23 protein-coding genes and 5 pseudogenes are annotated in these 22,921 nt (G+C 68.8%); 19 read left to right on the plus strand and 9 right to left on the minus strand.

Going from position 1 to position 22,921, the window contains the following annotated elements; all coding sequences use genetic code 11:
- The first annotated feature begins 368 nt into the window (after positions 1-368).
- Both ACIRRY_RS48410 and ACIRRY_RS48415 read left to right on the plus strand, forming a co-directional pair.
- The gene (locus ACIRRY_RS48410) at positions 369-2,177 is read left to right on the plus strand and encodes a cytochrome bc complex cytochrome b subunit (RefSeq protein WP_403986394.1); all 1,809 of its coding nucleotides are present in this window, start codon (positions 369-371) and stop codon (positions 2,175-2,177) included.
- Between the two features lie 285 nt (positions 2,178-2,462).
- Positions 2,463-2,804, plus strand: a complete 342-nt coding sequence (locus tag ACIRRY_RS48415; protein WP_403986397.1) for a DUF3099 domain-containing protein — start codon at positions 2,463-2,465, stop codon at positions 2,802-2,804.
- A gap of 84 nt (positions 2,805-2,888) precedes the next feature.
- Here ACIRRY_RS48415 and ACIRRY_RS48420 read toward each other — a convergent pair whose 3' ends face one another.
- Positions 2,889-3,092 (minus strand): hypothetical protein, encoded by a 204-nt coding sequence (locus ACIRRY_RS48420; RefSeq protein WP_403986400.1) that lies wholly within the window; start codon positions 3,090-3,092, stop codon positions 2,889-2,891.
- Positions 3,093-3,157: 65 nt separating this feature from the next.
- Here ACIRRY_RS48420 and ACIRRY_RS48425 point away from each other — a divergent pair, with 65 nt between their 5' ends.
- The 3 genes from ACIRRY_RS48425 to ACIRRY_RS48435 all read left to right on the plus strand — a co-directional run bounded on the left by ACIRRY_RS48425 (position 3,158) and on the right by ACIRRY_RS48435 (position 4,900).
- Positions 3,158-3,301: a hypothetical protein gene (locus tag ACIRRY_RS48425; RefSeq protein WP_403986403.1), complete on the plus strand. Its 144-nt coding sequence runs from the start codon at positions 3,158-3,160 to the stop codon at positions 3,299-3,301.
- Between the two features lie 552 nt (positions 3,302-3,853).
- Positions 3,854-4,240 (plus strand): transposase family protein, encoded by a 387-nt coding sequence (locus tag ACIRRY_RS48430; RefSeq protein ID WP_403986406.1) that lies wholly within the window; start codon positions 3,854-3,856, stop codon positions 4,238-4,240.
- Positions 4,241-4,297: 57 nt separating this feature from the next.
- On the plus strand, positions 4,298-4,900 hold the full coding sequence (locus tag ACIRRY_RS48435; protein WP_403986464.1) for an ISAs1 family transposase: 603 nt from the start codon (positions 4,298-4,300) through the stop codon (positions 4,898-4,900).
- Between the two features lie 20 nt (positions 4,901-4,920).
- Here the strand turns inward: ACIRRY_RS48435 and ACIRRY_RS48440 are convergent, their stop codons facing one another.
- The 4 genes and pseudogenes from ACIRRY_RS48440 to ACIRRY_RS48455 all read right to left on the minus strand — a co-directional run.
- On the minus strand, positions 4,921-5,427 hold the full coding sequence (locus tag ACIRRY_RS48440) for a hypothetical protein (RefSeq protein WP_403986408.1): 507 nt from the start codon (positions 5,425-5,427) through the stop codon (positions 4,921-4,923).
- A 246-nt stretch (positions 5,428-5,673) separates the two neighbouring features.
- Positions 5,674-5,855 (minus strand): annotated as a pseudogene (locus tag ACIRRY_RS48445) (IS5/IS1182 family transposase); the annotation flags it as partial.
- A 400-nt stretch (positions 5,856-6,255) separates the two neighbouring features.
- A complete protein-coding gene (locus tag ACIRRY_RS48450; RefSeq protein WP_403986467.1) occupies positions 6,256-8,271 on the minus strand; it encodes a discoidin domain-containing protein in 2,016 nt (671 codons plus the stop codon).
- Between the two features lie 207 nt (positions 8,272-8,478).
- Positions 8,479-8,720 (minus strand): annotated as a pseudogene (locus tag ACIRRY_RS48455) (aminotransferase); the annotation flags it as partial.
- 104 nt (positions 8,721-8,824) lie between these two features.
- Here ACIRRY_RS48455 and ACIRRY_RS48460 point away from each other — a divergent pair.
- The 3 genes and pseudogenes from ACIRRY_RS48460 to ACIRRY_RS48470 form a co-directional block, all read left to right on the plus strand.
- The gene (locus ACIRRY_RS48460; RefSeq protein WP_403986470.1) at positions 8,825-9,040 is read left to right on the plus strand and encodes a hypothetical protein; all 216 of its coding nucleotides are present in this window, start codon (positions 8,825-8,827) and stop codon (positions 9,038-9,040) included.
- A gap of 42 nt (positions 9,041-9,082) precedes the next feature.
- Positions 9,083-9,865, plus strand: coding sequence for a hypothetical protein (locus ACIRRY_RS48465; protein WP_403986411.1), 783 nt, complete (start codon positions 9,083-9,085; stop codon positions 9,863-9,865).
- A gap of 502 nt (positions 9,866-10,367) precedes the next feature.
- A pseudogene (locus ACIRRY_RS48470) lies at positions 10,368-10,673 on the plus strand (transposase); the annotation flags it as partial.
- A 189-nt stretch (positions 10,674-10,862) separates the two neighbouring features.
- On the opposite strand, the gene ACIRRY_RS48475 reads toward ACIRRY_RS48470, so the two are convergent.
- Both ACIRRY_RS48475 and ACIRRY_RS48480 read right to left on the minus strand, forming a co-directional pair.
- Positions 10,863-11,438: a hypothetical protein gene (locus tag ACIRRY_RS48475; protein WP_403986414.1), complete on the minus strand. Its 576-nt coding sequence runs from the start codon at positions 11,436-11,438 to the stop codon at positions 10,863-10,865.
- A gap of 108 nt (positions 11,439-11,546) precedes the next feature.
- Positions 11,547-12,449, minus strand: a complete 903-nt coding sequence (locus ACIRRY_RS48480) for an alpha/beta fold hydrolase (RefSeq protein ID WP_403986417.1) — start codon at positions 12,447-12,449, stop codon at positions 11,547-11,549.
- Between the two features lie 176 nt (positions 12,450-12,625).
- Between ACIRRY_RS48480 and ACIRRY_RS48485 the strand changes: the two genes are divergently transcribed.
- From ACIRRY_RS48485 to ACIRRY_RS48510, 6 genes are read left to right on the plus strand one after another with little or no spacing between them, the layout of a single operon-like run.
- Positions 12,626-13,810, plus strand: a complete 1,185-nt coding sequence (locus ACIRRY_RS48485; protein WP_403986420.1) for a sensor histidine kinase — start codon at positions 12,626-12,628, stop codon at positions 13,808-13,810.
- Positions 13,807-14,466 (plus strand): response regulator, encoded by a 660-nt coding sequence (locus ACIRRY_RS48490; protein WP_403986423.1) that lies wholly within the window; start codon positions 13,807-13,809, stop codon positions 14,464-14,466. Before ACIRRY_RS48485 ends, ACIRRY_RS48490 begins: the two co-directional genes overlap by 4 nt.
- Positions 14,414-14,743, plus strand: a complete 330-nt coding sequence (locus ACIRRY_RS48495; RefSeq protein WP_403986425.1) for a transposase — start codon at positions 14,414-14,416, stop codon at positions 14,741-14,743. Before ACIRRY_RS48490 ends, ACIRRY_RS48495 begins: the two co-directional genes overlap by 53 nt.
- Positions 14,740-15,114 (plus strand): hypothetical protein, encoded by a 375-nt coding sequence (locus ACIRRY_RS48500; protein ID WP_403986428.1) that lies wholly within the window; start codon positions 14,740-14,742, stop codon positions 15,112-15,114. The genes ACIRRY_RS48495 and ACIRRY_RS48500 overlap by 4 nt, the downstream gene beginning before the upstream one ends.
- A gap of 23 nt (positions 15,115-15,137) precedes the next feature.
- On the plus strand, positions 15,138-15,503 hold the full coding sequence (locus ACIRRY_RS48505) for a PadR family transcriptional regulator (RefSeq protein WP_403986431.1): 366 nt from the start codon (positions 15,138-15,140) through the stop codon (positions 15,501-15,503).
- Entirely contained in the window at positions 15,500-16,078 is a 579-nt protein-coding gene (locus ACIRRY_RS48510; RefSeq protein WP_403986434.1) for an HAAS signaling domain-containing protein, read from the plus strand. The genes ACIRRY_RS48505 and ACIRRY_RS48510 overlap by 4 nt, the downstream gene beginning before the upstream one ends.
- A gap of 215 nt (positions 16,079-16,293) precedes the next feature.
- Here ACIRRY_RS48510 and ACIRRY_RS48515 read toward each other — a convergent pair whose 3' ends face one another.
- Positions 16,294-17,778 (minus strand): transposase, encoded by a 1,485-nt coding sequence (locus tag ACIRRY_RS48515; protein ID WP_403986437.1) that lies wholly within the window; start codon positions 17,776-17,778, stop codon positions 16,294-16,296.
- A 104-nt stretch (positions 17,779-17,882) separates the two neighbouring features.
- On the opposite strand from ACIRRY_RS48515, the gene ACIRRY_RS48520 reads away from it, so the two are divergent.
- On the plus strand, positions 17,883-18,173 hold the full coding sequence (locus ACIRRY_RS48520; RefSeq protein WP_403986440.1) for a hypothetical protein: 291 nt from the start codon (positions 17,883-17,885) through the stop codon (positions 18,171-18,173).
- A 158-nt stretch (positions 18,174-18,331) separates the two neighbouring features.
- Positions 18,332-18,826, plus strand: coding sequence for a hypothetical protein (locus tag ACIRRY_RS48525; RefSeq protein ID WP_403986443.1), 495 nt, complete (start codon positions 18,332-18,334; stop codon positions 18,824-18,826).
- Between the two features lie 93 nt (positions 18,827-18,919).
- Here ACIRRY_RS48525 and ACIRRY_RS48530 read toward each other — a convergent pair.
- Positions 18,920-19,111, minus strand: a pseudogene (locus tag ACIRRY_RS48530) (IS481 family transposase); the annotation flags it as partial.
- 286 nt (positions 19,112-19,397) lie between these two features.
- On the opposite strand from ACIRRY_RS48530, the gene ACIRRY_RS48535 reads away from it, so the two are divergent.
- The 3 genes and pseudogenes from ACIRRY_RS48535 to ACIRRY_RS48545 all read left to right on the plus strand — a co-directional run bounded on the left by ACIRRY_RS48535 (position 19,398) and on the right by ACIRRY_RS48545 (position 22,698).
- Positions 19,398-21,278 carry a DUF4157 domain-containing protein gene (locus ACIRRY_RS48535; RefSeq protein ID WP_403986446.1) on the plus strand — a complete coding sequence of 627 codons (1,881 nt, stop codon included), beginning with the start codon at positions 19,398-19,400 and terminating at the stop codon, positions 21,276-21,278.
- Positions 21,279-21,491: 213 nt separating this feature from the next.
- Positions 21,492-21,809 (plus strand): hypothetical protein, encoded by a 318-nt coding sequence (locus tag ACIRRY_RS48540; RefSeq protein WP_403986449.1) that lies wholly within the window; start codon positions 21,492-21,494, stop codon positions 21,807-21,809.
- A gap of 47 nt (positions 21,810-21,856) precedes the next feature.
- A pseudogene (locus tag ACIRRY_RS48545) lies at positions 21,857-22,698 on the plus strand (transposase family protein).
- Positions 22,699-22,921 lie beyond the last annotated feature (223 nt).

Genomic DNA, 22,921 nt, shown 5'->3' on the forward strand with positions numbered 1-22,921 from the left:
GACAGGGCAGACAGCGCAGGCCAGTTGGGCACGGGGGAGAGCGGCACACTTCCGCGCCACCCCCACCCCACCCGCCGGCCGGCCCCACCGCACCACCACCGCGTCCCGGCACCCCTCCCGCCCAGGGCCGGACCCCGGCCCCGGGCGCCGCAGGCAGCCCGGCAGCCGGCCCCGCCGTGTGCCGGCCGTGTCCCGGCCGCGCCGCATCCTCCCCGCCGCCCGGTCCCGTCGTACGACCACCGTGTCCCGTTCCGGACCGTTCTCCCACCCGCGGGCCGGGCCCGGCCCGCGCCCCCGCAGACCACCCGCACCGCCAATACGGCCAGTACTGCCCAAAGCGTCCGGCAGCCAGAGGAAGGGGCACGGGTATGACCGGCACCGACGCATCCCCCCGCAGCACCCGCACCGCGCCCTCGCGGGGTGAGCGGGTCGCCGACTGGACCGACGGGCGGCTGGGGATCTACAGCTTCCGTTTCCTGGTGCGCAAGGTGTTCCCCGAGCACTGGTCGTTCATGTTCGGCGAGATCGCCCTCTACAGCTTCGTCGTGCTGCTGGTGACGGGGATCTGGCTCACGCTCTTCTTCGACCCGAGCATGTCCGAGACGGTCTACAACGGCTCCTACGCCCCGCTGCACGGCGTACGGATGTCGCAGGCCTACGCCTCCACCGTGCACATCAGCTTCGAGGTGCGCGGCGGCCTGTTCATCCGCCAACTGCACCACTGGTCGGCGCTGACCATGATCGGCGCCCTGTGCCTGCACACCCTGCGCCACTTCCTGACCGGCTCGTTCCGCAAGCCGCGCGAGCTGAACTGGCTGTTCGGCTTCGTGCTGCTGGTGCTGGTCACGCTGGAGGGCTTTGTGGGCTACTCGCTCCCCGACGACCTGCTCTCCGGCACCGGCCTGCGCATCGCCGAGGGCGTCACCCTGGCCATCCCGCTGGTGGGCACGTACCTGTCGATGTTCCTGTTCGGCGGGGAGTTCCCGGGCCACAACGTGATCGGCCGGTTCTACGGCTTCCACATCCTGCTGATCCCGGGCATCGTCGTGGCGCTGCTGACCGTGCACCTGATCCTGGTCTTCTACCACAAGCACACCCAGTTCCGGGGGCCTGCCCGCACCGAGAAGAACGTCGTGGGCCAGCCCCTGTTCCCGCACTACACGGCCAAGGCCGGCGGTTTCTTCTTCCTCATCGCCGGGGTGCTCTCCCTGCTGGCGGGCATCGCGCAGATCAACCCGGTGTGGACCTACGGCCCCTACCGCGCCGACCAGATCTCCCAGGGCTCCCAGCCCGACTGGTACATGGGGTTCCTGGAGGGCGCGCTGCGGGCCATGCCGGCCTGGGAGTTCAGCTTCGGCGGACACACCGTCAACCTCGGCATCCTGATCCCCGCCGTCATCGTGCCCACCCTGATGATGGCCGTGATCGCCCTGTGGCCGTTCCTGGAGGCCTGGGTCACCGGGGACCGGCGCGAGCACCATCTCCTGGACCGCCCGCGCGACCACCCCACCCGCACCGCGTTCGGTGTCGGCTTCGTCGCCCTGTACCTGGTGCTGTTCTTCGGCGGTGCCAACGACGTACTGGCCCAGGAGCTCCACCTGTCCCTGAACCAGATCACCTGGGCGGTGCGGATCGGCGTGTTTGCCGTCCCCGCGCTCACCTACGTCCTGACCCGGCGGATCTGCCTGGGCCTGCAGCGCCGCGAACGCGACACCCTGCTGCACGGCCGCGAGACCGGACGGATCAGGCGGCTGCCCGACGGCGAGTTCGTCGAGGTCCACGAACGCCTGGACCGTCAGCGGGAGTACGAGCTGCTGGCCCGCAGGGCCTACACCCCGCTGGCCGCCCCCACCCCCGAGCACGACGGCGTCCCCAACCCCGACCGGCGCAGCCAGGCCCTGCGCCACCGCCTCAGCCGCTGGCTCTACGGCAACCAGATCGCCAAGCCCACCCCGCAGGAGATGCGCGAGGCCCTGGCCCACCTCGGCCACCCGGACAACGGACACGCCGCACTCGGGGGACGTGCCGCCTCCAACGGGCACGCCCCGTCGAACGGCCACGCCTCCTCGTCCAACGGCCACGGCCCGACCGCGGGCCCATCCGCCTCCGCGTCCGCGGATTCCGGCGTACGGCGAGGCCGCGCGGGGGAGCGGGAGGCGGACCAGGAACTGCACTGACCCGTTGCCCCCGGCGCCGCGGTGCGCGAGGGCAGGCCAGGTGGGACCGACAGGTGCGGCGAGGGTGATCGGGGGACGGTCACTCCCGCCGCTGCCGTCCCACCACCCCTGCCATCCTGACGAACCGTCACTGTCCGCTGTCCTCACGGCAGTTGTCGTAGACCACAACGGTCACCGGCGCCGACACGGGCACTGATACGGCCGGCCGTGCCCAACTCCCGCCTTACCTCGCCCTTTTGCCCGGTTGTCCGGTGTGTTCGTGCCGGAGTGTCCGCGGAGGCCCCGATGAGCAGAGTTCCCCGGCGCCCGGCCCCGGCCGAGTCCATCACCCGGGCGCGTACGGGTCTGACGAGTGATCTGCGCGGCCGGCAGCGCCGTTACCTCATGGCGATGCTGGTGCGCACCGTGTGCGTGGTGCTGATGGCCGCGACCTGGAACCGCTGGCCGGTCCTGGCGGCCTGCGCGCTGGCCGGTGCGGTCGTCATTCCGTATGTCGCGGTGGTCCTGGCGCAGGCGCACTGGCGCCAGCAGCGCGGCGCGCGGCACGCGGTGGCCCCGGTGGTCCGGGAGGAGCCCGCGGCCCGCGTCGTCCTGGAGCCCACCCTGATCCTGCCGCCGGAACGCTGAGCTTGGCTATTGGGCTGCGCCGCGGTCTACGGGCGCGGGACGGTCTCGGCGCGGCGGATCGTGGAACGTGTGTTCTGCTGATGATCAGGTTTCCTGGTGCCTCGGCGGACCTGACCGGGCCGCCTTGGGCGTCAGCAGGTGGACTTGCTCGGGGAAGACGCTGAACCAGCTGCCGGCGAGCTTGGTTATCTTCGCCCGCAAAGGTTTCAGCTTGCCGCGCACCGAGGCGTCCAGACCCAGCCGCTCGCCGCCCTCCCTTACCTGCACCGGGCCATCGGCCACACGCACGATCACCAGGATCTTGCGGTAGCCGCCGGGCAGCGCGCCCTCGTCGGCCGCGTCACTGCGGTGCGGTGCGGGATGAGCAGGACTGCCCGCCCAGCCACCTCCGCCGATACCGGAGCGACAGCCTCGGCATCGGCCTGGACCTGCTCGGCCAGGCGGTTCAACACCCGCTCCGCGATCGCCAGTTCGTCCCGCTCGACCTGGCCTCCTGAAGCTGCTTGGCCAACTCCTCGGCAAGGGCGTCCAGTTCGCTCCGGCGAGCGGTGATCCACTGCCGCTCCTGCATCACCCGAGCCCTCTCGCGTCCTCACGGCGTGCCGACCTGCTGACGGATCTGTAGGCGGGGGCTGGTCGTGGGCGCAGCCGAACCCGGCATCCCGCCGGAGCCGGACCTGACCGGGAGCAAGCAGCGACAGCGGGTGCACGCTCCGGGCAGACACCCGCGCGTTCGCAGGGGCATTGCGCGATTGGGATTGGTCCAGTTCGCCGGTCTCGTGAGTGACGTGGAGTCATGTCCGTTGTGCGGCAAGGGGTCCCGGAGAGCAGAGCAGGCACGGTGCTGGTGATCATGTGGTTGTCGAGACCCATGAGAACCGAGCGAGACCGTGCCTGCCCGAACATGATCGCCCATCCCTTCCGCACTGGAGCAACCGGGCTCCCCGACCGATCCCCTCACCCCAGGCAATGTCGCTGACCTGCGGCGTTTCCTGATCCTGGTCGCCGATCCCCGCGATGCGCGAGGACTGCGGTATCCGGCCCTCGCCTTGCTGTGCGCAGCCGTCTCGGCGGTGCTGACCGGGGCTCGCTCGCTCATCGCGATCAGCGAGTGGATCACGGATGCCCCGCAGCATGTACTGGGTGTCCTCGGCTTCGGTGCCGATCCGCTTACCGGTCTGCGGCCGGTGCCGCACGCCGCCACCCTGCGCCGCCTGCTGCAGCGTGTGGACGGTGACGAGCTGGACGCGGCAATCACCGCGTATCTGCAGGCCAGAACGCCGCCTCCGGTCGAGCCGGACGCGGAGAAAGGGCCGGTGCGAGGGGTGATCGCGGTCGACGGCAAGGTGGTCCGCGGATCGCGAACCCGGGCGGCCGCGGCGATTGGGCTGCTGGCGGCGATGGACCACCACGGCGTGGTCCTGGCCCAGCGGTAGGTTGCCTCCAAGAGCAACGAGATCCCCTCCTTCGCACCCCTGCTGGACGGCCTGGATCTGCGGAACTCGGTGGTGACCACAGACGCCCTGCACACCCAGCACCACCACGGGGCCTTTCTGACCAGTCGCGGCGCGTACTACGTGGCTGTCGTCAAGAAGAACCATCCGGGCTTGTACGCCCAGGTCAGGAAGCTGCCCTGGCGGGACATCCCGCTCGGGCACCGCACTCGCGACCACGCCCACCACCGCGACGAGGTCCGCCGGCTCAAGGCCGCCGCGTTCAGCCACCTCGACTACCCCGGCGCCCGCCAGGCGATCCAAGTCGTACGGTGGCGACGCGACTTGAGCACGGGAAAGCTGACCATCGAGCGCGTCTACCTGATCACCAGCCTGGACATCTACGACGCCACTTGCACCGAGCTCGCCACCTGGATCAGGGGCCACTGGGGTATCGAGAACCTCCTGCACCACGTGCGGGACCGCACGTTCCGCGAGGACGACTCCAAGGTCCGCACCGGCACCCTGCCACGCGCCATGGCCTCCCTGCGCAACCTCGCCATCAGCGTCTTCCGCCAGGACGGCCAGACCAACATCGCCGCCGCCCTCCGCCACACCGGCCGCGACTACCACCGACCCCTACGAACCCTCGGACTCACGTGACGAACCCAGACAGATCTCGATCATGCAATGCCCCTGGCCGCGAACCGGCCGGGCTGGTCCTCGAACAGCCAGCCCCGTTCCACCAGCCGTTTCAGTTTCCCCCGCGTCCCCTCGATCTTCGCAGTCACCGCGGGCAGTCCGATCCGGGGCACGATCTGCTTGGCCTGCATCGGCCCCGACGCGTCCGCGATCACCTCGATGATGTCCCGGTACACATCCGGCAGCACGTCCGTCGTGAGACCTTCCCGCCAGTGCGGCACCATGATCGCCCCCACCACCCGCACTTCGGGCTCCACCTGCGCTTCCGCCGCCACCGGCTCCCGCAACCGCGCAGTCTCGGTCACGTCCTGCCCGGACAACTCGGCAAGCACCTGAGCCACCGTCTCGCGCGTCACCCGCAGCCGCGACCACGCCTCCCGCTCGCCCATCAACCGCGCGGTCAACTCGGCAATCTCTCCCTCGAGTTCCTCCGCCCGGACCCGGGCCGCAGCCTCCCGCGCCTCCAACTCCTCGATCAACGACACCATCGACGCCCCCTACTTCACCCACCACAGTAGAAGGACGCCTACTCCGCCCACACCGTCAACTGGCGTTCTCGCAGCTCAGGGCTTCCCCGGAGGAGAGCCAAACCCTTCTCAGGCTGTGAGCCGGAGCGTGGCTGTCGCGTGCTGAGGGTGTGAGAGGTAGTGGTCTGCTGCGGCGGCGATGTTGGTCCAGCCTGCCTGGCGCATGAGTGCGATGGCGAGGTTGCGCAGGGTGGCCATGGCGCGGGGTGCGGTGCCGGTGCAGCCGCTGACCAGGACGTAGACGATCGCGGCGAAGACCTCCTCATCATCGATGTTTGCCACCCCGCCACCCCGCCACCCTGCGGCCTTGCCCGTGCCGGCGGCAGCAACGGCCTCGCGATTTCCCACAGGCCGTCCGGTACGATCCATCCCCACCGTCCACTCCCCATATCCAACACAACTGTCAACTGGCCATGTAGGACACCGTCTAAATACTCCAGCAGCGTTTCGCTATTCTTGCTGGTCAGGGGCCTGATTTTGAGTGTAGGGGCCTGATGTTCCGTCAGGGGCGGGTTCGGTGGCGTCTCATCCGAAGGGTGGGTTGGTGTAGGGACCGCAGGTCGCGCCGCGGCTGCTCGCGGCCCGGCTGACGGACCGTCTGAAGGAGGCCGGCGGGGAGGCCTTGGTGCGTGATCCCTACGCGGCGCCGCTCACCAGAGCGCCGGCGGACGACGTCCGGCGGCGCTCTGGAGCGCGCGGCCGGGATGAAGAGAAGACGCCGGCCATGCCCAGCCCGGTCACCACGGCGCTCGACAGCCAGGCGAACACGTCGCGTCCGTCGGCCCCGGCTCAGGCGCTGTGGACCCCAACCTCGTACAGCGAGTACCCCCAGTCCGTCCCGCGATCGAGGCCGTGGACCCGGACGTAGCGGGCCGGAGTCCCGGTGAACCGGGCCGTGTCCAGGCCGCCGTCGCCGCTCGTGGTGGACCAGGCGGTCTGCCAGTTCGTGCCGTCGGTGGAGAGCTCGATGCGATACGACTTCCCGTACGCGCGCTCCCAGTCCAAGGTCACCCGGGAGACCAGGTGGGTGGAGCCCAGGTCTACCTGCCACCACTGGTCGTCGCTCCAGTCGCTGGCCCAGCGGGTGGCGTCGTCGCCGTCGACGGCTCGGCCCGGCTGGTAGCTGGTGAACGGGTTCGACTCGGACGAACTGGCCGTCGACGGCTGCCCCTTGGCAAGGTTCACCGAGGCCTGGTGCTGTCCGGTGGCCCGCCAGGTGTCCAGGTAGGACTCGGCGCCCCGGAACAGGTCGTTCACCACGTCCCGGCCGCCGACCTGCCGGATGTCCTCGATCCAGTCGGGGATCATCCCGGCGTGGGCCGCGCCGTCGGTGTTGATGTCGAAGGTGCGCTCGCCGGAGGTCTGCCTGTCGATGACGGAGCCGCCGTCGACGCTCTTGAAGGGGTACGTCACATTGTTCGCGGCGTCCGCGCCTCGCGGTGCGGGATGGTCGCCGATGCCGTTGAAGTCGGTGCCGTAGCCGTAGCCCACGCCGTACTTGTCGCGCAGTGTCTTGGTCCGGGCGGCTTCCGCGACGAAGCCCTCGGAGCCGTGCATGTACTGGGCGACGAAGCCGCCGAGGGCGTAGACCCGTTCGGTCCAGTTCAGGTCCATCCAGCTGTGCGAGGAGATCACGCCGGGGTAGGACGCCGACTCCAGGATGTCCAGCGCCTGGCCGACGGCCTTGACACCCATGTGGTCGATCTCCAGCATCATCTTGCGTTTCATCATGCCGCGCACGGCATACTCGCCGAGTTCGGTGAGGCCGCGCTTGTTGCACTGCGCGTTCGAGTCGTACGAGGGGACGTCCACGCCGGCCGGCAGGTCCGACTCGGCCTCGGACGTGGCGCTCCCGATGGGGTTGTCGTGCTGCGGGCCGGTGCACTTCTCGGTCTGCCAGAAGGTGCCGGTGGACAGGAACTGGCCGACGTTGATGGCCGTTCCGAGGCCGCCGGAGTCGAAGCGGACGCCGCACAGCGCGTTGTCGAACTTGTGGCAGAGGAACATGGAGCGGACGCCGAGGGCGTAGAGCTCGTCGAGTCCCTTGTCGATGTCCTGCTTGCTGCACTGCGGGATGTCGAGGATCTGCTTGCAGCCGAAGGGTTCGGAGGTCTCGACCCCGAGGACGACGGCGAGTTTGCCCTCCTCGATGACCTGCCGCGCCTGCGCACTGTCGGTGACGATCCGGAACCAGCCCTTGCCGGTGCCGCCGTACATCTTGTCGATGTACGCCTGGAGCGCGTAGGTCATCTTCGCCTGCAGCCGGATCGAGGTCATCTCGTCACAACTGCGGTCCTTGAAGGGGTAGATGGAGCAGATCATGCCGTTGGTGACGAGGTCGTTGACGAGCACGCGCTGTCCGCCGCGCCAGGCCCGCTCCACCCAGGCGTAGTAGTCCGCCTGGTGGGTCATCGAGTCGTACGCGGGCCAGTCCTTGAAGGTCGGCCAGCCGACCGGGTCGTGCTTGCCGTCGCCCCCGTGGGTGATGTAGTCGAAGATCGCGAGGGTGCCGTCGGGGTAGTGCTCGGGGCAGTCCTTCAGGGCGTCGGCGACACCGGCCTCGGAGAAGACCTTGCCGCAGATCAGCCGGCCGCCGAAGGCCTCGTTGCCGAAGAGATGGTTGTGCGCGTCGACGAACCCCTGTACCTCTCCTGCCGAGTTGGTGCCGGTGAAGGGCTCGCCGGTGACGTTGATCTGAACGTCCGGGGCGGGGCGGGCGGCCGGGTTCCACCAGTCGTTGCCGACCGCCGAACTCGGGGTGGGCCCGAGGGCCATGGCCAGTACCAGAAGCAGCAGCGACAGCATGGTGGCGTGTCTGCGTCTGCGGTACGAGCGTCGAAGCGGCGTCAAGGCCCACATCCCTCGGTCGGCGGGAAGACGCGGTTGACCGACCGTTGAGGTTGTCATGACCCGCGCAATACCTGGGATGAGGATCGGGCCGCATGCCTGCCGCGTCAAGCGTCCGGAACGCCTTGGCTGATCTTTCCGCGGCGGAACTCCCGAACTGTCGTCTCAGCGGCGTGACTCCCGGATCCAGGCACCCAGTACGGGGACGCATTGCTCGGCGAAGTACTCGTAGTCGGCAGGGGTGTTGTAGACGTGGTCGGCACGCGCAGGTAACCGATGCCGTCCAAGCTGGTGAAGGCCGCCTCGACAGCTAGTTCGCGGGCCACCCGGTCGCGCAGCGCGTCAGCGTCGATCCGGGTGCGCCCGAGGCCGTCGGGCAGCCGCACCAGGCGCATGCCGGATCTCGGCGGTCTGCTCGATCTGGTCGTCGAGCAGGTTTTGGACGATGGCCGCGTAGCGGCTCGCGGCGGTGTGGGACAGGTTGAAGACCAGGGCGAGATGCAGTGGGTCGGTGCTGGCGGTGGACGAAACGGCAACCCACCCCTACGCGGTGAGCTTCCTGTCGGCCGGGCAGACCTTCACGCTGGTCACCCTGCACGTCGACTACGGCAAGAAGGCCGCTGGGCGGGTGCCGGAACTGAAGGTGATCGCGCAGTGGCTGGCCGGGTGGGTGGAGCAGGAGCAAGTCGGGCCCGCCCGCCTTGCCGCCGAAGTGGAACGTCTCTGATCGCGTAGCCTCTCCTGGCACGCACACGACAAGGGGAGGGTCATGAGAGGCAGAACGGCCTGGGCCGCGGCCGGTGGGGCTGCGGTCCTGGTGCTGGTGACGGCGACCGGGGCGCACGCGGAGGGTCGGGGCGATGTCCGGGTGGTGAAGACCGTCGTCAACGGCGGCGGCAACGTCATCGTGGGCACGGCGAAGACGATCACCTACCCCGTCGACATCACCGTCAAGGACAATTCGGGGGTGAAGGGGCTGTCGCACGTCAGTACGTACAACGCGGGCAGCGCCGCCGGCAGTGGCTTCGTGGACTGGACCGGCACGTCCTGCAAGAAGAAGTCGGCGACCACGTCGGTGTGCACGGCCACGATGAGCATCACGCCGGCATGGATCCCCGACTACAGCGACAGCGACAGCAACAAGGCCGCGGGTGTCTGGGAGATCAGCGCCACCGTCCAGGCCAACGACGGTGACTACTGGATCTCCGACCGCATCGCCCTGTACAAGGTCAAACGCGCCGCCCAGCTCACCACGGTGATCGCACCCGAGAAGGTCGCCAAGAACGCCAAGGTGACCGTCACCGGCAAGCTGTCACGGGCCAACTGGGAGGACCTGAAGTACCACGGGTACCCAGGGCAGCAGGTCAGGCTCCAGTTCCGGAAGAAGGGCGCCGCCCACTACAGCACCGTCAAGACCGTCACGACGGGCAACATCGGGCAACTGGCCACCGAGGTGACCGTCACCTCGACAGGCAGCTGGCGCTGGTACTTCCCCGGCACCACCACCACTTCGCTGAAGGCCTCGGCCGGGGACACACTCAACCTCACGTAGCCGGCCAACGGTGCCACGGAATCGGCCTCGGCCGCCGGCCCCATCGTCAAGCACCACTTTCGATGCTGCGCCGCGGGACCCTCCACTTGGCAACCGCGGCGCAGCATCACGCGCGCGCCGGCCGGTACCCGCTCCTGGGCCGGCGCTCTTCCGCCAGGGAGCACTGAACACAGGCCCGGACGCCTCACGCCGCCGATCTCACCAGGCTCGCCGACCACGGCCTGGAACGAGCGGAAACGCGCGAGGCGTCCGGTACGCAGGGCAGCGGATGCCAGCGTCCTAGTACTCCAGCAGTACTTCGTGGCTTGACCTGGGGAAACGTCGAGCGGTGGGAGTGTAGCGGGCGGGAAGTCGTCACGGACGGCTTCTGCCCGCACTCCCCTCGACGGAGTGTCCACGACGGCAAGGTCGACGCGGGTCTGGGAAGCCTGGGGGTGTGATCACCGAACAGGCGGCCGAGACCTGGGACCGCGACCTGGACCATCTCTTCACCGCCATCGGGCACCACTTCGGCCGCGTCGAACTACGCCGCCGCATGCGGGACTACGTGCGCGCACTGCTCGCCCCGGTGGCCCGCAAGAACAGCTGGCAACTTGCCGAACACGCCGGCCACGCCACCCCGGACGGACTGCAGCACCTGCTCTCCCGGGCCCGCTGGAACTCCGACGACATCCGCGACGACCTGCAGACCTACGTCGCCGAACACCTCGGCCGCCCCGACGGGGTTCTGATCATCGACGACACCGGGCTCCTGAAGAAGGGCACTACCTCCGCCGGCGTTCAAAGGCAGTACTCCGGCACCGCCGGGGCCCGTATTTCAATAACTGTCAGCGACGGGTTTTCGCAGGGGTTGTTCGTGTGTGTAGCTGCCCAGGCCGCGGGCAGGACGCCGGGGCACCTGGCCGCTGGACGAGGACGGGACGGGCGGTGAACGGGTTGAGCAGGGCACTGCCGCTGAAGACGCTGCCCAGCAACCTCAGCAGCTCCTCCGTAGCGGCTACTGCAGCGCTACCGTGGGATTGTTGCTGGTGGTGCGGATTAGGCGGATGGCGGAGATGAGGAAAAAGATGCCCCCGAGCGTGGCGTAGCCGGCGAGATGGGGCAGGGAGGGGTTGGCCTTGGCGGCGTCGGCGATGAAGGAGGCGCCGGCCAGGACGGAGATGCCACCGCTGAGGATCATGGCCCACTGTCCGCCCATCGCCCGGCGCTGGAGGGCCACCACGAGTTGGACCAGGCCCGAGACGATGGCCCAGGCTCCCCAGACGCGAAGGACGTCGGCCGTGCCGGAGGCGCCGGCAGCGGCCAGGCCGATCGCGGCGGCGGTGCTGATGGCCATGTTGGCGTAGAGGCCCTTGGCCGGGCGGGTGGCCCGTGAGGACCTGGCGTCGAGGACGGCAGCAGCCACGTCGAACGCGGGGTAGAGGACCAGCAAGGCCTTCACCCAGAGGGTGAGGTCGTCGCCGAGGGACAGCAGGAGCGCCGCCCAGGCGAGGGCGAAGAGGAAGCGGATGAGGTACAGCCGGCGCAGGGCGGGGGCTGCGGTTTCCTGGCCGATGGTGGCAGCGCGGGTCATGGTGGGTTCTCCGTACGGTCGGTGTCGGACTGGGGGATCTGGCGGACGACGGTGGGCGAGCCCTGGCCGGGGCGAGTGCTCGCCCCGGCCAGGGGGCTCGCCGGTGGGTCAGTTGGTGCCGCGGTCGGCCTGCTCGATCAGGTTCTTGACGGCCCCGGGGTGGCTGACCATGACCGCGTGGGATGAGTTGATCTCCACGGTGTCGGCCCCGGCACGCTTGGCCATCCACCGCTCCAGGTCAGGGCTGAGCATGTGGTCCTGTTTGGCGACGAGGTACCAGGACGGGATGGTCCGCCACGCCGCCGCGGCGCTGGGCTGGTTGAATGCCGCGGCGTTGACCGGATTCTGGGCGTCGGCCATGTCGGCTGCCTTGCCGGGGCTGACGTCGGGGGCGAAGAAGGCCCGGAACTTGGCGGGATCGAGGGTGAGTTCGACCTCCTGGGTGCCGTCCGCCCCGGTGATCGGCACCGCCTGGAGCGGTAGTGCGGGAATGGGATGAGCGACCGGGTGCGCGGTGACGTCGCCCAGTGTCTCCCCCGCGTCCGGCACCAGGGCAGCCACGTACACCAGCGCCTTTACATCGGGGTCGCCGGCCGCAGCGTTGGTGATGACCGCGCCGCCGTAGGAGTGGCCCACCAGGATGATCGGCCCCTTGATGGTGTCCAGGAAGCCGCGGATGTATGCGACGTCGCTGGTGAGGCCGCGCAGTGGAGTGTTCAGCGCACGGACGGGATAGCCGTCCTTGCGTAGCTTGTCCATCACGCCGTACCAGCCGGAGGAGTCGGCGAACGCGCCGTGCACCAGCACCACCGTCGGCTTGGTGCCGCTGCGGGCCGTGGCGCCCGCCGCGTGGATGCCTGTGGTCGTCGCTGCCGGGCCGGAATTCAGGGCATGCGCGGCGACCGGGACAGCGGCGAGGGCCAGCGCCGACAGCGCGACCACAGCGGTGCGCCGCAAGGACCGGCGCCCAACAGGGCTCGTCGTGCTCGAAGATGTGGTGCTCTGAGTCATGGAGTTTCCCTGCGTAATGGCGCGAGGCGGTTGCCTCGTTGAGGAGTCTGGTGTTCCCCGGGCAGGGCCGTGTACTTCGAACGAAGTACTTCTCCCGCCTGAAGCGGGTGGAGCAGATTCGCCGTCTACATCGTTCGAAGTACACGGCCACCGCGCACGCGAACGAGAATCAGGGCATGGTCAAGGCGCAGAACGATCAGGACGAGCCCGCGACACCTCTGTGGGTGCGTCGCCCAGAGGTGCTGCACCGCGTCGCCTATTCAGTGGCCGCGCTGGTGTTCACCGGTCAGATCGTGGCAGTGGTACTGAGGGGGTCGGGTTGGCCGACGGTCCTGGCCGTACTGCTCGCCGGTGGTGGTGTCGCCCTGTCATGGTGGAAGCCGTGGGCAGGGCTGGTCGTGACGAGCGCGGCGTCCTTCGCCGTCACAGCGGTGGGCCAGGACCCCCTGTCGGTGTGGATGATGGCGGTGCTCGTGCTGCTCTCGGTCACCTTCAGGGGAAAGCAGCCGCTGGTCGGAACCGTCATCGTGGCGGCGTTCTTCCTGAGCGCGTTCATGACGTTGGGGGGATTCCGTGGTGGCGCGGTCGTAGGCGCCGCCGCCCTCTTCTCTGCCATAGCGGGAGGTGCGACCGGGGGAGCGCTCCACCTCCACCGAGACCACTGGTGGATGTTGAAGGAACGGGCCGAAAGGGCCATCGCCACCCGCGAGATCGAGGCCACCCGACGAGTGACCGAGGAACGACTGCGTATAGCCCGGGACCTCCACGACGTCATCGGCCACCAGGTCGCGATGCTGAGCATGCATCTCGGCGCAGCGGAGATCGGGCTTCCCGAAGGCGCCGAGTCGTCCCGGCAGGCCCTCGTGTCAGCCAGGTCCAGCGCCCGCACCGTCGTCGTCGAGACGCAACGGATCCTCGCGCTCCTGCGCCGCCATGACGACATCCCCGACGGTGAGGCGCTCCGGCCGATCCCGGCGCTGAGCGGTCTGGAGGGACTTGTCGCCTCTTTCGGGAGCATCGGCCTCGATGTCCGGTCCTCCATCGCGGTCCCCGCCGTTTTCGTGGAGCCCAGCGTTGGCGTGACGGTCTACCGGGTCGTTCAGGAAGCACTGACGAATGCCTACCGGCATGGGGAAGGGACGGCCACGGTGGATGTGCGCGAGCACGACGGCAGGATCTGCGCCACAGTGGAAAATCGCGTCGGTCTTTCGCCGTACGGCTCCGACCCGGGCAGTGGACTCGGACTCGTGGGGATGCGCGAACGCGTCGAGTCCTCCGGTGGGCGGCTGACGATCGACAGTGACGGTGGGCGGTTCCGGGTCCGTGCGGAGTTCAGCCCTGCGGGAGTTGTCGTCCGATGACGCAGATTCTGATCGTTGACGACCAGGACGACATCAGGGCCGGCATCCGGGCGATGCTTCTGCTCGACCCGGGTCTCGTTGTCGCGGGTGATCTCTCCGATGGGCTCCAGGCCGTTCCCTTCCTGCGGACCCATCCCGTCGACCTGGTCCTGATGGACATCCGGATGCCCGGCATCGACGGCGTCGAAGCCACCCGCCGGATCCGCAAGGAGCACCCGCCCGAAAAGCTGCGGGTGATCGTGCTGACCACCTTCGACCAGGACGACATCGTTCTCGCCGCCCTTCGTGCGGGCGCCAACGGTTTCCTCAGCAAGACCGTCAGCCCCGCTGAACTCGTCGCCGGAATCACCGAGGTCCTCGCCGGTGGCGGTGCGCTGTCCGCCGCCGCGACGGCCGCGCTCATCGGTCACATGACCGACAGTCCGCCCCCGGTGATCGACCAGGAACTGCTGCGACGCTTCGGCGCTCTGACACCCAGGGAACGGGACGTGATCGTTCTCATTGCCAGCGGTCTCGGCAACGACGAGATCGCCGCCCAGTTGTACGTCTCGCCGTTCACCGTGAAGACGCACGCCGTGAGGGCCATGACGAAGGTCGGCGCACGTGACCGGGCGCAACTCGTTTCCTTCACCTTCCGGGCCGGCCTCTACCCCTGAGCCCGCCCGGCCCGGTGAGCCCGCGCGCGAGGAGTTCGAGTACCGCCGCCACGGCACCGCATCCCTGATCGCCGCCCTGGACGTGGTCACCGACGAGGTCCTCACCGAGGTAATCGCCCGAAACGACGCGGTGACCTTCACTGCCTTCCTCGACCAGCTTGACGCGATCATCGCCCCCGGCCAGGAAATTCACATGGTTCTGGACAGCCCTCACCCGTCCCCGAGCCCTTCACCTCGCTGCTGCCGGCCTACCTCGGCCAGCGCCCGAACACCATGACCGCCACCAACCCCGACGCCCGCTGGCTGTTCCTCGGCCGCCGGGCCGGGCAGCCCATGACTTCGGACACCCTCGAACTCCGGTTCCGTCGTCTGGGCTTCCCCAGCCAGCGGGGACGCACCCCGGCCATCCGTCACCTCGTCCTCCAGGCACCTGCACCCGTGATCGCCCGCATGCTCGGCTACCACGACGACACCACCGCCCAACTCGCTGCCGAGAGTGGAGGGACCTGGCGGCACTATGCCCCGGCGATCACTCACGGTGAGATCAAGCCTTCATCGGTCAGGGAATGCGCGACCCTTGGTTACGAGAGGTCCGCCAGTGGACCGAGGCCGGACTACGCGAGGCCGCCAGTTCTGACCCGAGGTTGACACGCTCAGGTAGTATGCATTGCATGGTAGCTGGCAAAGCAAGCAATCACGTGGAGGCCCGCGGTGTGAGCCAGCTGCGCAAGGGCGTGCTGGAGTACTGCGTCCTGGCGTTGCTGTCTGACAAGCCACGCTATGGGGTGGAGCTGCTGGAGGCTCTTGCGGATACGCCGGTCATGGCGACCAGCCAGGGGACGTTGTATCCGCTGCTGTCTCGTCTGCGCAGAAGTGGCCTGGCGGACACGTACCTGGTGGAGTCGGCCAGCGGTCCGTCCCGCAGGTACTACGAACTGACCGACGAGGGCCGGCAAGCCCTGGCGGAGTTCTCCGGGCACTGGCCCGGTTTCCGTGATGCTGTTGACCGTTTTCTCGTTTCTGGAGCTGAATCATGAGCGACGCCCTGACCCACCCGCTGGTTCGCGCTTACCTGGCCTCGGTCGACCAGGAGGCAGCAGTGCTGTCCGGCGACCGGCGCCGTGACCTGTTGGCGGACCTGCGCGAGCACATCGAGTCTGTGCTGCCGCAGGGTGCCGATGACGCGGCGGTCCAGCAGGCTCTGGACCAGCTCGGCACCCCCCGGGAGATTGCCGCCGCCGCGATCGCCGAAGAGCCCGGCGTCACCCCGCTGCAGCCGCAGAGCAGCGCGCGCACCACTCTGACCCTGGGCATGATGGTTTTGGCTGCCCCGTTCTTCGAGGTCCTCGGCATCGGCCTCGTAGTGGCCGTCCTTGCCGCCGTGCGGATCTGGCGCTCTACAGCATGGACCAGGCGGGACAAGCACCTGGGCATCCTCTGCGCCCTCTCACCCCTACTGGTGATCCCCGCGGCTGCCGCACTGTTCGCTTTCGCCGGCGGCCTCGGTGCCGAGGAACTCTTCGGCAGTTTCCTGATCGCCATGGTGATCCCGCTGGCCGGAGCTATCCGACTGGGACGCAGTGCCGCACGCCTGCGCCCCCAAGCAGCCTGAAAGGCCCGCCTCAACGGGTCCCCCTCCGATCAGGACATGGCCCACCTGACCGGCCATCTTCCACGAGACCACGGCATCCCTGCGCCGGGTCGGCCCCCGGTTTCCCAGTTCCGCCACATCGACCTTCAACGCCACCTGGCATCCCGCCCTGTTCCATAGGGGCCCGTCAGCACCGGATACCTCAAGCGGCACCTGCTGCAAGGTCACCACGCTCGCTAGCTACAGAGAGTGATGCTCGCCCTTACCCGGTGGGCACATAGGCGACAGTTGAATACGCGAGCTCGCCAGTACTGGCCTCCTGTCCTGCTCAGGGCCCGGTCACAGCCGATCCGCCGTGAGCGTCGCACTCGTGCTACCTGCGCGTTCTTCACCGACTCCCATGGCGCTGAGGAGCACTGTGAGAGGCCATCCTGAGGAAGGTGAAGCGCGCTGTCGTACGGGCCGGGCGGGATGTGAAGGGTGGCGGTTTCGTAGTCGCCGAAGCGCAGCACGTTGTCCCTGCGGTGCGGACTGAGCGCGGCGATGTCGTCGGGGTTCACCTCCCGGCCTTGGGCGGCCATCTGGCGCAGTGTTTCGGTCATGTCGACGGTGGTGGAGAAGATGATGCTGTTGGCCATCAGGTCGAGGAACTTGACGGCCTTCTCCTGAAGTTCGGGATCGCGGGAGCGCAGGTAGCCGTCCCCGCCGAAGTGCAGCCACTTCGTGTACCCGTTGTACGCCTCGGCCTTGTTCGTCGCCCTGGTGATCTGCTCCCGCAGCTGCGGGTCCGACAGGTAGCGGAGCAGGACGATCGCCCGGACGGCGCGACCGACCTCGCGAAAGACCCGGTAGATCTGGTTCTTGCGGGAGTGGTTGTTCAGGCGCCGCAGGAGGGTGACGGAGGACACGGTGCCTTCCCGTACGGACAGGCCGACCTGCATGAAGTCCTTCCAGCCGCTCTCGATGAGCTGCCAGTCGATGCAGGTACGCGGATCAGCGGAGAATAGCGCGTCGACATGCCGGTAGCGCACCTGGGTATCGGGGCTGTGGAAGGTGAGGTCCTGGAAGTTCCGGATCCCCGGCAGCAGGTCGATGCCGAGCAGGTGGGCGAGCCCGAAGACCGGGAAGGACTGGCCCTGGGTGTCGGCATGCACGGTGTCCGGCCTGACCTCCGACTCGTTCGCAAGGAGCGAGTCGATGAGGTAGACGGCCTCCCACACCCCGCAGGGGATGAACCGGGAGAAGAGCACAACGTAGGTGTCAGAGACCAGGTGGTGGGCGATCCCGCCGTAGCCGCCGTAGCGGATCGAGGTCTCGGCGAGGAGGTTGTCGATGATGGTGTCCATCATGGTGCCGTCCACCGCCGCCACCGACCCATCCCCCCACGCCGCCGGCAGGTCCAGACCAGCGTGGGCGTTGACGACGTCGCCCCCGCACCGGTTGAGAACCGGGATGCTGAAGTGGCGCTTCGCAATCGCGCCGAGCTCGTGCGCGGCCACGCTGCCCCGCATGTGGCGAACCGCCTGGGCAGGGCCGAGCCCGGAACCGTAGACGAACGCGGTGGTCACGTAGCGCGGCAGGGGCTCCTTCAGCTTCGGCTCGCTGCCCGAGCGCGGGCCGGGCCGTTTCCACCAGTCCGTCCAGTGCGCCGCCCGCGCCAGATGTTCCAGCACACTGCGGGCGGGAAGATGCTCGGAGAGAGCTTCCTCCAGCTTCTCCACGGAGGCGGTGCGCTCGCCTGCTCTGCGTAGGGCAAGGGAGGGGACGCCGGTGACCGGGTCGAGGGTGAGGTCCTTGTGACCAGCTGTGCACCGGTCCGGAGGCGGTGCGGCTGCTGTACGCCCGACACGGGAAGGACATCCCCCGGGGGGCGCTGCTGCGCCGGCTTCCGGTGCTCCCCGCGGACCTGCGCCCGGTGATCGTCCACGAGGGGCGCATATACGTCAGCCCACTCAACGCCCCCTACAAGCAGGTCGTCTCGCGCGCATCCCGACTTCGTCGGCTGATCGCCCTCGAAGCCACGTCGGTGGTGATCCGCCATGAGGGCATCCAACTTCAGGAGGCTGTCAACAGCCTCTTCGAACCGGGCGAAGCAGGGGCACACTCGCCGACCTGAGGACGATCCTTCCCGGTCGCGAGGGAGGCTTCCGGGAGCGGCTCTTCGAGCGTCCCACGGAATTCAGTGCCCGTACCACGCTGGTCGCGCAGGAGACCGGGAACCTTGACACCGCACAGCTTCCCGACCGGCTCGCCTGGACGCTCCTGCGGCCGGTCGTGATGAGGAAGTTGGTCGAGGCCGGGGACAGCCCGAACGTCGCGGCCGCCCAGCAGGCGGTGCGTGACCGCACCCCGCAGGCGTGGGCGTACCTCCAGGCCGTATGCCAGGACACGACGGTGCTGGTCTCGGTGCCGGGAACCCGGTGGACGTTGTTCGCCATACGCGTCGGCCGCCTCACCGGCGACCTCTCCCTGAAGCTGGATCCGAGCCTGTTCGACCACCTCGGCTGGGACCGGCTCGGCACGCGCGTGAGGATCTTCCCCCTGCTCACCGCCGAAGCCTCCGTGGAAGCTGGGGACGCGCTCCTTCCCAGCACGTTGCTCCGTGACAGTGACACCGGTGACAGCGAACCGACCGACCCGCCTACTTCCTTGCTCGGCCTCGACCAGGAGCACCTTCCGAAAGAGATCGTGCGGATGATCGGGACCAGGGAGTCGGCTCACCTCGACCGTCTCGACCGGTTCCTGCTGTTTCCCGAGTGGGAGCTATAAAGCTGCGCGGCGGTTCGGGACCGACGCAGATGTCCAGGTGACCGTAGCCCTGACCGCCTGGCCGGGACCCTGTTTCACGGACATGGGCGAGCTGGCGAATCGGACTGCCTCCCGGGACTCGAACGGCACGAGCTGGCAGAGAAACTCCTCCTGCAGGGTCTTGGGGAACCGCTCGATCTTGCCGGTCGTGGTCGGCGAGCGCGGCTTGGTCCGCCGCGCGGTGATCCCATTCACCCGGCAGACGTACTCGAGCGGCACCTCCACGGGCTCCGGTTTGGAGTGCCGGCATCCGGTTCTCGTACTCGCGCCGGGCGAGCGGACCGTGCCGGAGTGACTGCGCGGCGGGGCGAACTCCTGGCCGCCTACGGGGAGAACGACGATCGAGAGGTCGTTGACACCATCGATCAGACTTCGCCCCGTCAGGCATTTTCCGTACCGCGAAGCCGCGCCTGCAACCGTTTCGGGGCTCGTCGGCGACGGAGCCGGTCATACCGCGCCGAGCGACTTTAGGCTGACCGCCCATGAGGAGACGCGCCACGGCGGAGCGACTCTGTGGGCAATAGGGGGAACGATGACGGGATTCGCGTTGCCGGCTGGTTTACGGGCGGAACTGGAAGCGGCGTTCGGGACCCGGCTGGCATGTGTGCGGGTGCATCTGCACGCAACGGCTCCCCACGGCGGGCCGGTGGCCTGGGCCGTCGGGGACGACATTCACCTGACGCCCGGTGCCTGGCAGCCCGGCTCCTCCTGGAGCCGACAGGTGCTGGGGCACGAGGTGGCACACGTGGTACAGCAACGAGCAGGCCGGGTCGCGCCCGGAAGCGACCGCGCGGCACTGGAGGCAGAGGCCCACACGGCGGGATGGCGTTTCGCTGGGGGACTGCCCGTACGACTGCCCGACGGTCCCGGCGGCCCACGGGCACTGCCGACGCCCGCGGTCCAGGCATGGAACCAGGTGACGCCGGGCCAGCGGGCTGCCGCGGGCGTGGTCGTGGGCGCCACCGTATGGTCGGCCCCGACGGCCGCGCAGGACGCCTTCATCGGCCAGAACAACGTCTCCTACGCCGCGGTCCCCGCCCCCGCCGACCCGCTGGTGTCGTTCCTCAACCCGGCCGGACAGCTCCATCTGGTCTCGGGCGACCCGGCAGGCGTCACCTTGCGGGTGTCGGCGAACGGCCGACTGGCCATCGAGGACTGCCAGCTCACAGCCCGACAGCCGAAGGTCTTCTACGCCACCCAGGCACTCATCGATGACAGCAACGCCTGGCGACGTGCGCTGGGGGATGCCGTCGAACTGGTGCCGGATTCAGCGGTCGAGAACCAGACCATCACCGTGAACGGACACGTCCTGCGCAGGGTGACCGCCCGCCACAACGGCTGGGGCGGGCGCGGAATCGCCGCGATAGGTGCCCAGAACTGCAACGACATCGTCAACGGTGCCCTGGGCGCCGGCGAGATCCAGATCGCCGAGCCCGACGGCATCGGCGCGCTGCCCCCACAGCTGCCGGAATTCGAGATCGCCCGTTTCCTCGTCAACCCGGCCCCACTGGCGGTCACCGGAGCCCCGCTCAGCATCCAACAGGCCGACTCCGCACGGGTCATCGCCACGGCATACGGCACCGCACTGCGCACCGACACCTGGCGGGTGATCGGGGGCCAACCGGCGAACCGCCACTTCGGAGTGAACCAGTACGTACAACCGGACGTCGGCGAGGCGTTCATGACCGTCTCTCTGCAGGACATACCGCCCGGAGGTGATCTGGGGAGCGCACTGCTCAGCACCGACCACAGCCGGCCCGGAGCCCCCGTCCTGGACCTGACCTCCTTCTGGAGCGCCCACTACGCCGGCGTGGTGATACGGGACGGCAACGACGTGATCACGCTGGAGAACTACGCCCGCAACAGGGAGGGCGCGCCCAGCGACGCCGCCCGCGCCCGGATCGGTCACTACTTCCAGATGTACGACACCGATGCCGCGGCCCCACTCGGCCACACCTTCCACGGCTCCTGGACCTCGGCCGCGGTCCGCCCCGTCGTCCCCGCCCTCGTGAGCGACGCGGAAAAGGCGGCGGGCACCACGCACAGGCCGGTACCCAACGGCGTGAAGTCCTTCACCAACCCGCTGACCGTACGCACGAACCTGACCGGCACGGGCTACTACGTCCAACTGCCCGGCCGCCTCGCGAATCTGACCGACGACGAGCTGCGCACCGCGTACACGGCGGCGGGCGTCGGAGCGGTCAGCCCGCTCACCCAGCTCAGGACCCTGGGCCGGGGCCGCCTCTACGCCCACCGGCTGGAAGCGCTGGGCAAGCGGGTACCGGTGGGTGACATCGACCCCTGGATGAAGCTGCTCAGCATGATGAACGATCCGAACTCCGGCACGGACAGCCGACTGCGCGGCTTCGTCAGCCACACCCTGGCAGCGTTTACGGCTCTGCCCACCAAGTAGCCGGGGTGCCATGGCCGGAGTACGTCCTGACGCCGCGGACCTGGTCCGGCCCGCGGCGCCGGATGCGTAGGCCGTGCCACCCGACTGGGCGGAGTGCCGTACGGTCGCCCTCGGGCCCGGCGTCGAGCTGGATCCAAACGTCCCGAGGAGTTAGCCAAGCAGCTTCAGGGGGTTCAGGTCGAGCGGGACGAACTGGCGTTCGCGGAGCGGGTGTTGAACCGCCTGGCCGAGCAGGTCCAGGCCGAGGCTGTCGCTCCGGTACCGGCGAAGGTGGCCGGGCGGGCGGTCCTGCTCATCCCGCACCGCAGCGACGCGGCCGACGAGGGCGCGCTGCCCGGCGACTACCGCAGGATCCTGACGATCGTGCGGGAGGGCGGCGGCCCGGTGCAGGTCAGGGCGGTCGGCGAGCGGCTGGGCCTGGACGCCTCGGTGCGCGGCAAGCTGGAACCTCTGCGAGCGAAGATGACCAAGCTCGCCGCCTGCGGCTGGCTGCACAAACGGCCCGACGGTCGGTTCACGGCACGTCCGTAGTCACGCGCGGTGTGCCCATAACTGACGGGCCCCAACGGCAGTTGAGTTTGTGTGAGGAAAACAACAGTTCCGTCGAGGGCCCTGACGGCCTTGTCTACACCACCCGCCTGCCGCTGTCGAGCGCCACCCTGAACCATCTCGCCGGCCTGATACGCGGCCACCTCAAGAAGATCGGCTCGCGGTGGCGCGTCCTGCCAGCCGGGAAGATCGCCACCATTGTGCTGGCAGTGCTGCGCTGTGACCAGCGGCCCGGCGACCTGGCCGGCGGCAACGGAGTGCACCGCACCACCGTGACCCGATGGGTGAGGGAGTTCGTCGGCCTGCTCGCTGCCCGCGCCCCGCGCCTGGACCGGGCCCTGAAGAAGATCACCCGAATGGGTGGCGGCATCGTCCTGCTGGACGGATCGGTGATCCGCACCCGGCGCAGGACCGGGAAGGAGAACCGGAAGAACTACTCCGGCAAGAACAAATGCCACGGCCTGCTCGTGATCGCCCTCACCGACGACCGGGGCCGACTGCTGTGGATCTCGGCAGCCCGCCCCGACCGCACCTCGGAGAGCACCGCCTGCCGGCACGACCAGCTCACCCGGAAACTGCGGGAAGCCGGGCTCGGCGCCATCGCCGACCTGGGATTCATCGGCCTCGACGACAGCAGCCCCGACGCCGACCCGGCGGTGATCACCGGCTACAAGGCCGCCCGGAACCGGCCCCTGACACGAGGCCGGAAACTGTCCAACACGGCACTGGCGGCCGTCCGGGCACCGTCGAGCACGGCTTCGCCCACCTCAAGAACTGGCGCGTCCTCGGCACGGTACGCACCGACCCCTCCTGGGCGACCGCCCTGGTCCGGGCCCTGCTGGTCCTCACGAACCGCGAAGTCGCCCGATGACCGACGATCTTCACCAAAGTCACCCGCCGACGACCAGCACGAGCATCCCGATGCTCACGCACACCAGACCCGTGACCGGCAACTTCAGCTTGCACACCACTCAATGGTGGTTGCGACGAGTGCCCCGCGGGTCTGTACGCTCACCGGTGTAATTGATGATCATGGAAGAGACATCAAGTGACTGACACCGTGACCAAGTCCGCGACCGCCGATGACCAGGCGG

Origin of the sequence: Streptomyces sp. NPDC101776 (assembly GCF_044766845.1) — a bacterium.
Taxonomy (GTDB): domain Bacteria; phylum Actinomycetota; class Actinomycetes; order Streptomycetales; family Streptomycetaceae; genus Streptomyces.